We start from the raw sequence: 13,758 nt of genomic DNA, 5'->3' as shown, positions 1-13,758 counted from the left end.
CTGCCGCAAGGTCGTCGTCCCATGGGATCAGCGGACGGGGTTCGGTGCTGAACCGGGCCGCCCGCTGGGTCGGCCGCGCCCTGCACCTGCCCTTCACCGGCACGGCCCGCGGCATCCGCAAGGCCACGCACGCGCACGGCGCGGGCGAGTCGGGGCTCGGCAAGCTCATCGAACTGCACGCCGTGAACGGCGCGGGCGACGTCATGATCACCATCGCGCTCGCCTCCACCGTCTTCTTCTCCGTGCCGACGGACGAGGCGCGCGGCCGTGTCGCCCTCTATCTCGCCATCACCATGGCGCCCTTCACCCTCCTCGCCCCCGTCATCGGCCCCCTCCTGGACCGCCTCCCGCACGGCCGCCGCTACGCCATGGCCGCAGCGATGCTGGCCCGCGCCCTCCTGGCCCTGCTGCTGTCCGAAGCGGTGATCACCGGGAGCCTGGAGCTCTATCCGGCCGCGCTCGGCGTCCTGGTCGCGTCCAAGGCGTACGGAGTCGTACGGAGCGCCGTGGTGCCCCGGCTGCTACCCAAGGGGTTCTCCCTGGTCAAAGCCAATTCCAGAGTCACGCTCGGGGGTCTGCTCGCCACCGGGATCGCGGCTCCGATCGGCGCGGGGCTCCAGGCGCTCGGACCACGCTGGCCGCTGTACGGCGCCTTCGTGATCTTCATCGTCGGGATGTTCCTGTCCATGTCTCTGCCGCCCAAGGTCGACTCGGCGAAGGGCGAGCACAAGGCGCTGCTCGCGGCCGACGAGGAGCACCTGCATCTGCACGCGCGCGCCGAAGCCGCGGCGGACACCTCCAAGAAGCGGCGCCTCGGACTGCGTACGGTCGGGCCCGCCGTCACGCACGCCCTCACCGCCAACGCCTCGCTGCGCTGTCTCTCCGGCTTCCTCATCTTCTTCCTCGCCTTCCTGCTGCGCGAGGAACCTCTCGGCGGCCAGAGCGCCGCGGTGTCCCTGGGGATAGTGGGTGTCGCCGCCGGAGTGGGCAACGCGCTCGGCACGGCCGTCGGCGCCGGGCTGAGATCACGGGCGCCCGAAGTCATCATCGTGACCGTCGTCGCCGTCGTCCTCGGCGTGGCGATCACCGCGGCGGTGTTCTTCGGGGCGATCGGCGTCGCCTGCCTCGGCGCGGTGGCGGGCTTCGCGCAGGCCATGTCGAAGCTCTCCCTGGACGCGCTGATCCAGCGGGACGTACCGGAAGAAGTGCGGACCTCCGCCTTCGCCCGCTCGGAGACCATCCTTCAGATGGCGTGGGTGGTGGGCGGCGGGGTCGGCATGGCCCTGCCGCTGATCGGGTCACTTGGGCTCGCGGTGGCCGCGGGGATCGTCGCCGTCGGCTGGCTGACGACCGCGCGGGGCCTGCTCTCGGCGGCCCGGCAGGGCGGGAAGCGCCGCTCGCGGGTGGCGTGAGCCCGGTAAATCGACGGGTGCGGCACGCCGCGACCCCCACGTGGCGGGACGGCACGGGGTGCCCGATAGCCTTCGCCCATGACCTCCCTGCTCCGCGGCGGAGCCGCACACGTTCTCAGCTCGGCACGCCGTCGCCGTTCCGTGGCCGCCCTTGGCGCTGTCTCCGCCGGACTTCTCGTCCTGTCGGCCTGCGACAAGCCGACGCCGCTCGCCACCATCACGGTCGGCAGCAACTCGGTGAACTCCGAGGCCTCCTGCTACAACGACGGCGAGGAGCTCAAGCAGTCCCAGCTGCAGGGCTGCCTCAAGGACACGGACGTCAAGTCCATCAAGGTCGACCCCGACGAGAAGGTCCGCTTCGGCGTCGACCCCGAGGTCGCCGAGAAGGGCTGGACGCTCCTGATGAACGGTCAGCCGCTCACCGAGGCCAGCAAGAAGACGTACGTCGTCATCCCCGGCAGCGTCTTCTTCAACCAGCAGTACGGCGGCGGCGCCAACGCCACCACCGTCAGCCTGCTCGAAGGCGGCAAGGGCTCGTCGGCCAAGGCGACCGGCCTGTGGTCGTTCAAGCTCAAGAAGGACGCCTGACCCGCGGCTCGATGCTCCCCCTCCGCGTGCTGGTAGCCACCGCGGTCCCCGCCGAACGGGACGCGGTGGCCGACCGGCTGCCTCCGTACGCCGACGCCATCGCCGTCGGTGTCGGCCCCGCGGCCGCCGCGGCGCACACGGCGGCCGCCCTCGCGCGCGCCCCGTACGACCTGGTGATCTCCGCCGGGATCGGTGGCGGCTTCCAGCCCGACGCGCCCCTCGGCTCCGTCGTGCTCGCCGACGAGATCACCGTGGCGGATCTGGGTGCCGAGACGCCCGACGGCTTCCTGCCCGTCACCGAACTCGGGTTCGGTGCCGTCACCCACAGGCCGCCGTCTTCCCTCGTACGGGACCTTGCCGCCGCCTGTGGCGCTCTCACCGGCACCGTCCTGACCGTCTCCACCGTGACCGGCACCGCCGAGCGCGCCGCCGAGCTGCGCCGACGCCACCCGCGGGCCCTCGCGGAGGCGATGGAGGGATTCGGGGTGGCCGAGGCCGCCGCCGCGTACGCACTTCCCGTCCTGGAGATACGCGCGGTCTCCAACGCCGTCGGGCCGCGGGACCGCGGTGCCTGGCGGATCGGCGAGGCTCTGGGCGCGCTGGGTGGCGCGTTCGGGAAATTCGCGCCCGTACTGGAGAGTTGGAAACGGCATGACTGAATCGCCCGCGCAGGACGCACCCGACGCGAACGCCCTCCGGATCGCTTACTCCCCCTGCCCGAACGACACGTTCGTCTTCGACGCCTGGGCCCACGGCCGCGTTCCCGGCGCGCCCGCGCTCGATGTGACGTTCGCCGACATCGACATCACCAACGGCATGGCCGAGCGCGGTGAGTTCGACGTACTGAAGGTGTCGTACGCCGTGCTGCCCTACGTCCTCGACGAGTACGCGCTGCTGCCGTGCGGCGGCGCGCTCGGGCGCGGCTGCGGGCCGCTGGTGCTGACCCGTGAGGCCGGGGTCGACCTCACCGGGAAGACGGTGGCCGTACCGAGCGAGAAGTCCACGGCGTACCTGCTGTTCCGGCTCTGGGCCGCGGACACCCTTGCCGACGGCGTGGGCGAGATCGTGGTGCTGCCCTTCGACCAGATCATGCCCGCGGTGCGGGACGGCAAGGTCGACGCGGGGCTCGTCATCCACGAGGCACGCTTCACGTACCAGAACTACGGGCTCAACTGCCTCGCCGACATGGGCGAGCACTGGGAGCGGACGACGGGCCTGCCCATCCCGCTGGGCGCGATCATCGCCAAGCGGTCACTGGGGGAAGAGCGCCTGCTGCGGCTCGCGGACGCGGTCCGTACCTCGGTGCGGATGGCCTGGGACGACCCGGAGGCCTCGCGCCCCTACGTCCAGGAGCACGCGCAGGAGATGGATCCGGCCGTCGCCGACCAGCACATCGGCCTGTACGTGAACGAATTCACGGCCGATCTCGGCGAGAACGGCTACGCGGCGATCCGCGGACTCCTGACGCGCGCCGCGGCGGAGGGGCTCGTTCCGCCCCTCGCGCCCACGGCGCTCACCTACGCCTGAGAACTACACGTCCAGCTACACGTCCAGCTGGTCCGCGACCGCCCGCAGCAAGCCCGCGATCTTCGCGCCCGACGCCTTGTCGGGGTAGCGGCCCTTCTCCAGCATCGGCGTGATGTTCTCGAGGAGGGTCGTCAAGTCCTGGACGATGGACGCCAGTTCGTCCGGCTTGCGCCGCTGCGCGGCCGCGACGGACGGCGTCGGGTCGAGGATCGTCACCGACAGCGCCTGGTCACCGCGCTGGCCCGCGACGACGCCGAACTCCACGCGCTGGCCGGGCTTGAGTGTGTCGACACCTGAGGGCAGTACGGAGGAGTGCACGAAGACGTCGCCGCCGTCATCGCGGGAGAGAAAGCCGAAGCCCTTCTCGCTGTTGAACCACTTGACCTTGCCGGTAGGCACCTGAAGTCCTCGTCCTCGTACTTGTCGTCGTACGCGTCTATGCCGCGGAAAACGGCTCTGGATAGCACTACAGCGGGTCGCCCGACCCGCCAGCACCAAGACTATTGGTCCGGAGGCCGGTGACAAGACGTCCCCGGATTCTTCCTTCGCGCTGGGAACTACCCTGGTGGGGTGCGTGACAAAACCCAAACGAATTCCGCCGGACCGGGCGATGGCCTCGTCCGTACCGGAGCGATCGTCTTCTTCGTCGGAGCCGTGGCCACTCTGGTCACGGTGGCCCCGCTGTTCCTCGGCACCGACCCCTTCCCGTCCATCGCGTACGCGGTGTGCATGCTGATGGGCGTCGGATTCCTCATCGCCGTGGCGGGAGTGCTGCGCGGTATCGCCGTGCAACGCCGCCAGGCCAAATCCGCGGCTACCTGACGGCGCCGCCCGCGGCGCCCGCGACGTGACCGTCGAGCCAGGCGGGGAACTCCGTCAGGTCACCGAGCACGACATCCGCGCCCGCCGCGCGCAGTTCCGCTGCGTCGCACGGCCCGGTCGCCACCGCGACGGACAGCGCGCCCGCCGTACGCGCGCCGCGTACATCACCGGTGTGGTCACCGACGTACACCGCCGCGTCGTGCTCGCGCAGTGCCTCCGCCTTGGCCTCGGCCCACAGCCAGCCGATCACCGCGTCCGCCTCGATGCCGAGGTGCGCCAGGTGGAGCTTCGCGTTCGGCTCGTGCTTGGCGGTCACCACGATCGCCCGGCCACCGTGTGAGCGGACCGCGGCGACCGCCTCACGGGCGCCGGACATCGCGAGCGTGGGGGCGATGGCGTATGTGGGATAGATCTCACGGTAACGGTCGCCCATCTCCTGGATCTGCTCCGCGGGGAACCAGTTGCGCAGCTCCTCCTCCAGGGGCGGGCCGAGCCGGGTGATGGCGAGATCGGCGTCTATGTACGTTCCGGTCTCGGCGGAGAGCGCCAGATAGGCCTCTTTGATGCCGGGGCGGGAGTCGATCAGGGTCATGTCGAGGTCGAAGCCGACCGTCAGGGCGCGTGAGGTCATGAGGCCATTGTGCAGAGGCCTGACCGGCGGGTGACCGGCGCTGAGGTCACCCTTACTCTTAGCCAAGCCTTACCAAGCTTCGCCGTTCAGCCCCTACCGATCCGAAACGAGCTCAGCCGATGCGTGTGCCAGCCAGACGCGCTGTCGCGATGACGGCGGCCGTCGTGGCCCTGCTGCTCGCGGTCCTGCTCAGCCTCTCCGTCGGCGCCCGTGCCATCGCGCCGTCCGCCGTCATCGACGCCCTGCTGCACGGCGGGCACAGCGACGCCGCCGAGGTCATCCGCGAGATGCGGGTGCCGCGCACGCTCATCGGCCTGATGGTCGGCGCCGCGCTCGCGCTCGCCGGCACGGTCCTCCAGGGCATCACCCGCAACCCCATCGCCGACCCCGGCATCCTCGGCGTCAGCCAGGGCGCCTCGGTGGGTGTGGTCATGGCGATCGCGTTCGCGGGCGTCCACACGCTGACCGGATACGTCTGGTACGCCTTCGTCGGCGCGGGCATCGCGTCCGTCGCGGTGTACGCGATCGCCGCGAGCGGACGGGGCGGGGCGACCCCGGTGAAGCTCGCCCTCGGCGGCGCCGCCATCAATGCCTTGCTGGTGTCCGTGACCACCGGGATCCTCACCACCAAGGCCTCCGCCCTGGACGAGTTCCGCTTCTGGCAGGTGGGTTCGCTCTCCGGGCGCGACGCGGAGATCGCCGGGCAGATCTGGCCGTTCCTCCTGGTGGGGCTCGTACTCGTGCTGTCCGTGGCGCGCGGGCTCGACGCGCTCGCCCTCGGCGAGGACGTGGCCAAGGGGCTCGGGCAGAAGGTCGCGACCGTGCGGATCGTCGGAGGGCTCGGGGCGACCGTGCTCACGGGGGCGGGCGTGGCGGCTGCCGGGCCCATCGCCTTCATCGGCCTCGCTGTCCCGCACATCGCTCGCGCGATCGTGGGGAGTGGGCATCGCTGGGTGCTGCCCATGGCCGCGGTTCTCGGGCCGGTGATGCTGCTCGTCTCCGACACCGTGGGGCGGGTGATCTTTCCGCCGAGTGAAGTGCCTGCCGGGGTGATGACCGCGCTCATCGGGGTGCCGTTCCTTGTGACGCTGGTGCGCCGGAAGGCGGTGGCGGCGTGACCTCGGTATCTCCCACCCACCCACTGCCCGGCGTCCGACCCGCCGGGTACGCGGTGGTGCGGTTCGGGAAGGCTGCCTTCCTGGTCCACCGGCGTGCGGCCGTAGCCGCGGTCGGGCTCGCGCTGCTCCTGGTGGCCAGCTGCCTCGCGTACCTCTGCATAGGCGAGTCCTTCGTACCGCCCGCCGAAGCCCTGAAGGTCGTCTTCGGGCAGCCGTCGCCGGACGAGCTGGTCGTGGGAACGCTGCGCGAACCCCGCCTGGTCGTCGGACTCCTCGTCGGCGCCGCCTTCGGTGTCGCGGGCGGGCTCATCCAGACCGTCGCCCGCAACCCCCTGGCCAGCCCCGACATCATCGGCATCAGCCAGGGCGCGAGCGCCCTGACGGTCGGGGCGATGACCCTCGGGGTCACCTCCGCCACCGTCCTGCCGTACCTCTCGGTGCTCGGTGGCGTCGCCGCGGCCGCCCTCGTGTACGTCTTCGCCTGGCGCGGCGGCCTGCACGCGACCCGCTTCGTGCTCATCGGCATCGGCTTCGCGATCGCCCTGCGCTCCATCACCACGCTCTTCATGACCAAGGGCGACTATCTCGTCGCCCAGCAGGCGCAGATCTGGATGACGGGCTCCCTCAACGGGCGCGGCTGGACGGAGGCGACACCGCTCGCCCTGACCCTGCTCGTCCTGCTCCCGTTCGTGTTCTGGGCCGCCCGCGCCCAGCGCTCGGTGACCATGGACGACGACACGGCGACCGCGCTCGGGGCGCGCCTCGGTCACGTACGCCTCGGTCTCGTGCTGCTCGGCGTCGTCCTCGCATCCGTGGCGACCGGCGCCGCCGGGCCCGTCGACTTCGTGGCACTGCTCGCCCCGCAGATCGCCCGCCGCCTCACCCGCACCGCGCAGATCCCGCTGCTCTGCTCGGCGCTGATCGGCGCGCTGATCCTCGTCCTCGCCGACCTCCTTGCCCGGCGTCTCTTCTCGCCCACCGAACTGCCGGTCGGCGTCCTCACGGCGGCCGTCGGAGCCCCGTACCTGATCTGGCTGATCGTGAGAAGCCACAGCGTCCGCAGCCGTTCCGTCCGCAATGGAGGCACCTCGTGACCGCCGCCCGCCTCAGCGCCCGCGAGCTGACCCTCGCCTACGAGGACCGCGAAGTCGTGCACGAGCTCGAACTCGCGGTCCCCGACGGCAAGGTCACCGTCATCGTCGGCCCCAACGCGTGCGGAAAGTCGACCACCCTGCGCGCGCTCGGCCGCCTCCTCAAGCCCAGGAGCGGCGCGGTCCTGCTCGACGGCGACGCGCTCGCCAAGCTGCCGACCAAGAAGATCGCCCAGCAGATCGGGCTGCTCCCGCAGACGCCCGTCGCGCCCGAGGCGATCACCGTCGCCGACCTCGTCGCGCGCGGGCGCCAGCCGCATCAGCACTGGTGGCAGCAGTGGTCCGACGAGGACGAGCGGGCCGTGACGGAGGCGATGGAGCGTACCGACGTCGCCGCGCTCGCCGAGCGGTCCGTGGACGAGCTTTCGGGCGGCCAGCGCCAGCGGGTGTGGATCGCGATGGCCATCGCTCAGGAGACGGACATCCTGCTCCTGGACGAGCCGACGACGTATCTCGACATCTCGCACCAGGTCGAAGTGCTCGATCTGGTGCGCCAGTTGGCCGCCGACGGGCCGGACGGCGAGCGCGGCAGGACCGTGGTCGTCGTGCTGCACGACCTCAACCAGGCCGCCCGGTACGCCGATCACCTCGTCGCCATGAAGACGGGCCGGATCGTCGCCGAGGGCGCGCCGGCCGACGTCGTCACCGAGGATCTCGTACGCGAGGTGTTCGGTCTGGAGTGTGTGGTGGTGCCGGATCCGGTGACCGGGTCGCCCCTGGTCGTGCCCGGGGCTCCGTGGGCCGCCGAATCGAACTCGAAATCCTCGTCCGATCGAAAGGTGGCCCAGAAGCCATGACCGTGACCGTGACCACCAGGACCAACTCCGCGAACCGCCGCCGCGCCCTCGCCGCCGGGGCGCTCGCCCTCAGCGGGGCGCTCGCGCTCTCTGCCTGCGGCTCGTCGGACTCCTCCGACGACTCCGGCTCGGGTTCCGGTAAGACGCACGTCGTCAAGACCGCCATGGGCGACGTGAAGGTCCCGGTCGCCCCGAAGCGTGTCGTCGTCCTCGACACGGCCGAACTGGACTCCGCGATCACGCTGGGCGTGAAGCCGGTGGGCTCCACGCACGTCGAGGCGTCGTCGGGCTTCCCGAGCTACCTGCCCAAGGACAAGGTCAGCGGCATCAAGGACGTCGGCGAGATGCTGAATCCGAACATGGAGGCCATCGCGGCCCTCGATCCGGACGTCATCCTCACCAGCAAGATCCGGCACGCCGCGAAGTACGAGCAGCTCAAGCAGATCGCGCCGACCGTGATGACGGAGAACACCGGCCACCCCTGGAAGGAGAACTTCCAGGTCCACGCCGACGCGCTGGGCAAGAAGGCCGAGGCGAAGAAGGTCGTCTCCGCGTACGACGCCCATGCCGAGAAGGTCACCACCGCGGTCGGCGGCCCGGCGAAGGCCAAGGCGACGGAGGTCAACGTCGTGCGCTTCGTGGAGGGCGCGGACATCCGCATCTACGGCGAGCAGACGTACATCGCCACGCTCCTCAAGGACGTCGGTCTTGGCCGCCCGGCCATCGCGGCCAAGGCCAAGGACGGCTTCTCGTACGACGTGTCGCCCGAGAAGATCGACCTCGCGGACGCGGATGTCATCTTCCGTTCCACGTACGGCGATCCGAAGAAGTCCAAGCAGACGCAGACCGTCGGCAGCAGCCTGTGGAAGAACATGGGCGCGGTGAAGAAGGGCAACGTCCACACCGTCGACGACGAGCTGTGGATCCAGGGCATCGGCTACACGGCGGCGAACAAGATCCTGGACGAGATGCAGAAGTCCCTGACGAAGAAGTAGCCGCGGCTCCGGGGGCTTCCGGGCCGCGGCTGTCGGTGTGGCGGTGGCTACTTGGGGTCGGCGTTGAACTTCGAGGTCGACCAGAAGTAGCCGAGCACGGTCAGTCCCAGGCACCAGCCGATGGTCAGCCATCCGTTGTTTCCGATCTCGCTGCCCAGGAGCAGGCCGCGCAGGGTTTCGATGGCGGGGGTGAAGGGCTGGTACTCGGCGATCGGCTGGAACCAGCCCGGCATTGACCCGACGGGGACGAAGGCGCTGGAGAAGAGGGGCAGCAGGATCATCGGCATGGCGTTGTTGCCCGCGGCTTCGGCGTTCGGGCTGACCAGGCCCATGCCGACGGCGACCCAGGTGAGCGCCATGGCGAAGAGGACGAGCACTCCGAACGCGGCCAGCCATTCCAGGACGGTGGCGTCGGTGGAGCGGAAGCCGATGGCGACGCCGATGCCGCCGACGAGGACCACGCTGGCGACCGACTGCAGGACGCTGCCGATGACGTGTCCGACGAGTACGGAACTGCGATGGATGGCCATGGTGCGGAAGCGGGCGATGATGCCTTCGCTCATGTCGGTGGAGACCGAGACGGCGGTGCCGACTACGGTGCCGCCGATGGTCATCAGCAGGATGCCCGGGACGATGTAGGCGATGTAGTCGGCGCGGTCCGCGCCGCCTCCGCCGATCCCGGCGCTCATCACGTCGCCGAAGATGTAGACGAAGAGCAGCAGGAGCATGACCGGGGTGAGCAGCAGGTTCAGGGTCATCGACGGGTAGCGGCGGGCGTGCAGGAGATTACGTCGCAGCATCGTGGACGAGTCGCGGACGGCGAGGGAGAGGGAGCTCATCGGACGTTCTCCTTGGGCTGGTTGGGGACGTGGGCGTCGCTGCCGGTCAGGGCGAAGAAGACGTCGTCGAGGTCGGGGGTGTGCACGGTCAGTTCGTCGGCCTCGATGTCGGCGGAGTCGAGCCAGTCGAGGATGGAGCGGAGCTCGCGCTGGGTGCCGTCGCTGGGGATCTGGAGCGACAGGGCTTCGTCGTCGCGGGTGACTTCGTGCAGCGCCGCGGCGGCCGACTGATAGGCGGTCGGGTCGGTGAAGCGGAGGCGTACGTGGCCTCCGGGGATGGCCCGCTTGAGTTCTTCGGCGGTGCCTTCGGCGGCGATCTTGCCGTCGTTCAACACGGCGATGCGGTCGGCGAGTTCGTCGGCTTCTTCCAAGTACTGGGTGGTGAGGAAGACGGTGACGCCGTCGGCGACGAGTTCGCGGATGATGCCCCACATGTTGTGCCGTGAGCGGGGGTCGAGGCCGGTGGTGGGTTCGTCGAGGAAGATGATCCGCGGGTTGCCGACCAGGGTCATGGCGATGTCCAGGCGGCGCTTCATGCCGCCGGAGTAGGTGGAGGCGGGCTTCTTGGCGGCCTCGGTGAGGTCGAAGCGTTCGAGGAGTTCGGCGGTGACTCGTCGGCCTTCCTGCTTGGGCAGGTGGTGCAGGTCGGCCATGAGGAGCATGTTCTCCTCGCCGGTGATCAGGCCGTCGACGGCGGAGAACTGACCGGTGACACCGATCGCGGCACGCACGGCCTGCGGGTTGGCGGCCAGGTCGTGACCGCCGACGTGCAGGTCTCCGCCGTCGGCGGTGATGAGCGTGGAGAGGATCTTCACGGCGGTGGTCTTGCCGGCGCCGTTCGGGCCGAGCAGGGAAAAGACCGTTCCTTCGGGGACGGCCAGGTCGATGCCGTCGAGGACGGTCTTGTCGCCGTAGGACTTGCGCAGCCCGGTCGCCGCGATGGCGGGATTCTTCATGGTGGGTGTGCTCCTCAGGGTCTGCGGGGGGGGTCGGATGCCGCGGGGGTCAGATGCTGCGGGCGGTGATGTCCCCGTAGGCGGTGGTCGCGTGGATGTTCAGGTCGGCGGCGACGCCGTCGGCGTTCTGGAGCGTGTTGCGGATCCGGCCGTACGAGGTGCCCGCGTCCAGGGAGGCGGAGACTCCGCGGGCGGCGCCGACCGAGATCTCGCCGGACTCGGTCCGCAGGGTGACCTGGCCGTGCACGGCCTCGGCGATGTGGAGGTCGCCCTTCTGCGTACTGATCTCCGCGGGGCCGCCCAGGCGGCCGACCGAGACGTCACCGGCCTGGAGGGAGAGGCGGGCGCTGGCGGTCTCGTCGAGCTTGACCGTGCCCTGCGCGCCCTCGAAGACGACGTCGCCGAGCCGTCCGACCCCCCGGAAGTCGGCGCTGGCGGCCTTCGCCTCGACGCGGGAGCCGGCGGGCAGCTGGACGGTCACCTCCACGGATCCGGAGCCGCTGCCGAGGACCCGGTTCTTCGCCGGGGCGGCCTCGATCCGCAGGACACCGTCGGCGTACTCGACCGTGGTCTCCTCCGCCGCCGTCACGTCGCGGCCCTTCGAGGCGTTCGCGGGCCGGACCTCGACCGCGGTGTCGGCACGGTCGGCGGCGATGAACCGGATGTGTCCCGCGGGGATGTCGAGGACGGCGGAGACCGGGGCGGGGGTGTCGAAGTTCTGCATCGTGCTCTCCTTCAGGTCGTTCAGGTCGTTGTTTCTGACATGAGAAAAGCTACGTTGCGTTCACAGCCTCGGCAACATACTAGTTGCGCTAGATATGAGTACTGGCTGGTCATAGGCAGTTAATCGTTGCAACGCTCCTGAAAGTAATGCAACAACAGCCATGCGCTCGTTGCAATAGATTGAGAGTGAACGCTAAGGTGAGGGCATCCGAGGAGTACGAAGGAGATCGCGATGCCGGGCGGCAGACTCACTCAGCAGGAACGTCAGCAGATCGCGCTGGGGCTGGCCGAAGGCCTTGCCTACGCGGAGATCGCCAGACGTCTCGACCGTCCGACCTCGACGATCACGCGTGAGGTGATGCGGAACGGCGGCCCCACCGCCTACCGCGCCGACCTCGCCCACCGCGCCACCGAACGCCGCACCCACCGCCGCAGGCAGACCGCGCCCCGGGAGGCGGACGCGGCCCCGCAGCCTCACGGGCGCGACGCCGAGGCCGTGCGCGAGTTCGAGGAGACGCTGACGACCGTCTTCATGCAGTCGGGAATGCCCAAGATGATGGCCCGGGTGCATGCCTGCCTCTGCACCACCGACACGGGCAGCCTCACCGCGTCCGAACTCGTCCAGCGACTCCAGGTCAGCCCGGCGTCCATCTCCAAGGCGATCACGTTCCTCGACGGCCAGGGCCTCATCCGCCGGGAACGCGACGAACGCCGCCGCGAGCGCTACGTCGTGGACGACGACATCTGGTACCAGTCGATGATCGCCAGCGCCCGCTCCACCGCCCAGGTCGTGGAGACCGCACGGCAGGGCGTCGGCATCCTCGGGCCCGGCACCCCGGCCGCCACCCGCCTCGAGAACATCGCCCGCTTCCTCGACTTCGTCAGCGAGAGCCTCGCCCGCGCCGCGGACCAGGCCCGCGAGATCCTCCACGCGAAACCCGAGGCGGCGGCGGGCGACACCGCGGAGCCGGATTCAGACCGCGACTAGGCCGCCCTTCACGGCCGTTGCCGCTGCGATCTCCACAACAGGTAGAGCGCGGAGGCGACGGCCGCGCCGCGTACCACCCACGGCCAGGTCTCGGCCATCGCGTCGCTCATGTGACCTTCGGGGATGTGGTCGCCCCAGCGGCCTTCGTTCCTGCCCCACAGCCAGGTGATCCCGGCGGCCACGGAAAGCCCCGGCAGACCGATGACGGCCCACTTCGCCTCGGCGCGGCTGAGCCTGCGCGAGGCGTAGGCGAGGAGCCAGCCGCCGCCCAGGGCAAGCCAGTTGCCGAGGATGGCGCCGACGGTGAGGAGGGCCGCGGCGAGCAGGAGGAGGGGGTTGGTGAAGCGGGGGGTGGTGGGGGCGACGGATGCGGTGGCGGGGCGGCGGAGGCGGAGGCGGCGCCGGGGGGCGGGGTGGCCGTCATCGACGTCTTCCTCGTCGACGTCCTCGTCGACGTCGAAGTCCTCTTCCTCGCCCTCGTTCTCTTGCTCTTGCTCTTCCTTTTCGAGGCGCTTCTTCGGCGGGGGCTTGAGGATCTCCGGGATTTCTACGCCGCCGGTGAAGCCCGGCACGGTGTCGGCGAGGCCGAAGGGGCTGCTGTCCACTCGCCACCAGTCGGGCTCGGAGCCGCTCTCACCGAGCTCGTCCGTGCCGGCGAGGTGCGGCGGGGAGGGCAGGTCCTCCTGGGGCGGGTCCGGTTCCTCCGCTGCTGCGGGGCGGGGCCGGGGGCGGGGGCGGGGGCGGGGGATCACGCGGCGCGGGCGTTTGGGGCGTTCCTTCGGCTCCGCTGTGCGCTGGGTGGGGACGGCGGGGCGGGGCTCGGCCGTCTCCTGTACGTCACCGGAGCCTGCGGCTTCGACGAGTTCTTCGGGGGTGCCGAGGCGGTCGAGGATGCGGCGTATCGCGGCCGGGGTTTCGGCCGTGGTCTTCGCCCGGCTGCGGTCGATCTGGTTCCGCAGGTCGGAGACCAGGCGCATGCGGGTGCCTGACGGCAGCTGGCGTTGCTGGGCCAGGTCGCCGACGCGGCTCAGATAGTCGTAGACGAGCTGATCGCTCTCGATCCCCACGAAGTCCCCTCCGGGGCGGCCGCGTTGGCTGACCGCCCGTTGTACCCGGTGGGTCGACGGTATCGCGTCCCCCGGGCTCGGGGAGGCCCGAGGGCCACAGCCACCCGCAGCGTTCCCTGAACGAACAAGCTTTCCCGCCCACCC

Annotated in this window: 16 protein-coding genes; 10 read left to right on the top strand and 6 right to left on the bottom strand. The window is 70.4% G+C overall.

The genetic code is table 11. The annotated features are described in order from the left end of the window. The first annotated feature begins 26 nt into the window (after positions 1 to 26). From ACWGI2_RS29055 to ACWGI2_RS29040, 4 genes are all read left to right on the top strand, one after another. The gene (locus ACWGI2_RS29055; protein WP_453698883.1) at positions 27 to 1,412 is read left to right on the top strand and encodes an MFS transporter; all 1,386 of its coding nucleotides are present in this window, start codon (positions 27 to 29) and stop codon (positions 1,410 to 1,412) included. 78 nt (positions 1,413 to 1,490) lie between these two features. Continuing rightward, entirely contained in the window at positions 1,491 to 2,000 is a 510-nt protein-coding gene (locus ACWGI2_RS29050; RefSeq protein WP_453400660.1) for a DUF2771 domain-containing protein, read from the top strand. An 11-nt stretch (positions 2,001 to 2,011) separates the two neighbouring features. Next, entirely contained in the window at positions 2,012 to 2,659 is a 648-nt protein-coding gene (locus ACWGI2_RS29045; protein WP_453698499.1) for a futalosine hydrolase, read from the top strand. After that, positions 2,652 to 3,527 (top strand): 1,4-dihydroxy-6-naphthoate synthase, encoded by an 876-nt coding sequence (locus tag ACWGI2_RS29040; protein WP_453698498.1) that lies wholly within the window; start codon positions 2,652 to 2,654, stop codon positions 3,525 to 3,527. The genes ACWGI2_RS29045 and ACWGI2_RS29040 overlap by 8 nt, the downstream gene beginning before the upstream one ends. 15 nt (positions 3,528 to 3,542) lie before the next feature. Here ACWGI2_RS29040 and ACWGI2_RS29035 read toward each other — a convergent pair whose 3' ends face one another. After that, the gene (locus ACWGI2_RS29035; RefSeq protein ID WP_160505725.1) at positions 3,543 to 3,926 is read right to left on the bottom strand and encodes a cold shock domain-containing protein; all 384 of its coding nucleotides are present in this window, start codon (positions 3,924 to 3,926) and stop codon (positions 3,543 to 3,545) included. A 171-nt stretch (positions 3,927 to 4,097) separates the two neighbouring features. Between ACWGI2_RS29035 and ACWGI2_RS29030 the strand changes: the two genes are divergently transcribed. Further along, positions 4,098 to 4,349, top strand: coding sequence for a hypothetical protein (locus tag ACWGI2_RS29030; protein WP_160505726.1), 252 nt, complete (start codon positions 4,098 to 4,100; stop codon positions 4,347 to 4,349). Here the strand turns inward: ACWGI2_RS29030 and ACWGI2_RS29025 are convergent. Then, on the bottom strand, positions 4,342 to 4,980 hold the full coding sequence (locus tag ACWGI2_RS29025) for an HAD family hydrolase (protein ID WP_453698497.1): 639 nt from the start codon (positions 4,978 to 4,980) through the stop codon (positions 4,342 to 4,344). The genes ACWGI2_RS29030 and ACWGI2_RS29025 overlap by 8 nt on opposite strands. 119 nt (positions 4,981 to 5,099) lie before the next feature. Here ACWGI2_RS29025 and ACWGI2_RS29020 point away from each other — a divergent pair, with 119 nt between their 5' ends. Genes ACWGI2_RS29020 through ACWGI2_RS29005 form a run of 4 tightly spaced genes read left to right on the top strand, consistent with a single transcriptional unit; the run spans position 5,100 to position 9,041 of the window. Next, complete coding sequence (locus ACWGI2_RS29020) at positions 5,100 to 6,098, top strand: FecCD family ABC transporter permease (protein ID WP_453400664.1); 999 nt, start codon at positions 5,100 to 5,102, stop codon at positions 6,096 to 6,098. Next, positions 6,095 to 7,192, top strand: coding sequence for a FecCD family ABC transporter permease (locus ACWGI2_RS29015; protein WP_453698496.1), 1,098 nt, complete (start codon positions 6,095 to 6,097; stop codon positions 7,190 to 7,192). Before ACWGI2_RS29020 ends, ACWGI2_RS29015 begins: the two co-directional genes overlap by 4 nt. Continuing rightward, positions 7,189 to 8,046 (top strand): ABC transporter ATP-binding protein, encoded by an 858-nt coding sequence (locus ACWGI2_RS29010; RefSeq protein WP_453400666.1) that lies wholly within the window; start codon positions 7,189 to 7,191, stop codon positions 8,044 to 8,046. The genes ACWGI2_RS29015 and ACWGI2_RS29010 overlap by 4 nt, the downstream gene beginning before the upstream one ends. After that, positions 8,043 to 9,041 carry an ABC transporter substrate-binding protein gene (locus ACWGI2_RS29005; protein WP_453698495.1) on the top strand — a complete coding sequence of 333 codons (999 nt, stop codon included), beginning with the start codon at positions 8,043 to 8,045 and terminating at the stop codon, positions 9,039 to 9,041. The genes ACWGI2_RS29010 and ACWGI2_RS29005 overlap by 4 nt, the downstream gene beginning before the upstream one ends. A 47-nt stretch (positions 9,042 to 9,088) precedes the next feature. Here ACWGI2_RS29005 and ACWGI2_RS29000 read toward each other — a convergent pair whose 3' ends face one another. The 3 genes from ACWGI2_RS29000 to ACWGI2_RS28990 are packed head-to-tail and all read right to left on the bottom strand — an operon-like array spanning position 9,089 to position 11,560. Further along, positions 9,089 to 9,880 (bottom strand): ABC transporter permease, encoded by a 792-nt coding sequence (locus ACWGI2_RS29000; RefSeq protein WP_453698494.1) that lies wholly within the window; start codon positions 9,878 to 9,880, stop codon positions 9,089 to 9,091. Continuing rightward, positions 9,877 to 10,836, bottom strand: coding sequence for an ATP-binding cassette domain-containing protein (locus ACWGI2_RS28995; RefSeq protein ID WP_453698493.1), 960 nt, complete (start codon positions 10,834 to 10,836; stop codon positions 9,877 to 9,879). The genes ACWGI2_RS29000 and ACWGI2_RS28995 overlap by 4 nt, the downstream gene beginning before the upstream one ends. A gap of 49 nt (positions 10,837 to 10,885) precedes the next feature. Further along, the gene (locus ACWGI2_RS28990) at positions 10,886 to 11,560 is read right to left on the bottom strand and encodes a DUF4097 family beta strand repeat-containing protein (RefSeq protein ID WP_453698492.1); all 675 of its coding nucleotides are present in this window, start codon (positions 11,558 to 11,560) and stop codon (positions 10,886 to 10,888) included. Between the two features lie 231 nt (positions 11,561 to 11,791). Between ACWGI2_RS28990 and ACWGI2_RS28985 the strand changes: the two genes are divergently transcribed. Then, positions 11,792 to 12,547: a helix-turn-helix domain-containing protein gene (locus ACWGI2_RS28985; RefSeq protein WP_453698490.1), complete on the top strand. Its 756-nt coding sequence runs from the start codon at positions 11,792 to 11,794 to the stop codon at positions 12,545 to 12,547. A gap of 8 nt (positions 12,548 to 12,555) precedes the next feature. Here ACWGI2_RS28985 and ACWGI2_RS28980 read toward each other — a convergent pair whose 3' ends face one another. Then, complete coding sequence (locus ACWGI2_RS28980; protein WP_453698488.1) at positions 12,556 to 13,614, bottom strand: hypothetical protein; 1,059 nt, start codon at positions 13,612 to 13,614, stop codon at positions 12,556 to 12,558. Positions 13,615 to 13,758 lie beyond the last annotated feature (144 nt).

This window comes from Streptomyces sp. NPDC054866 (genome assembly GCF_053610745.1).
Note: the sequence above shows the minus strand (reverse complement) of the source record. Positions and strands in the feature narration are given on the sequence as shown.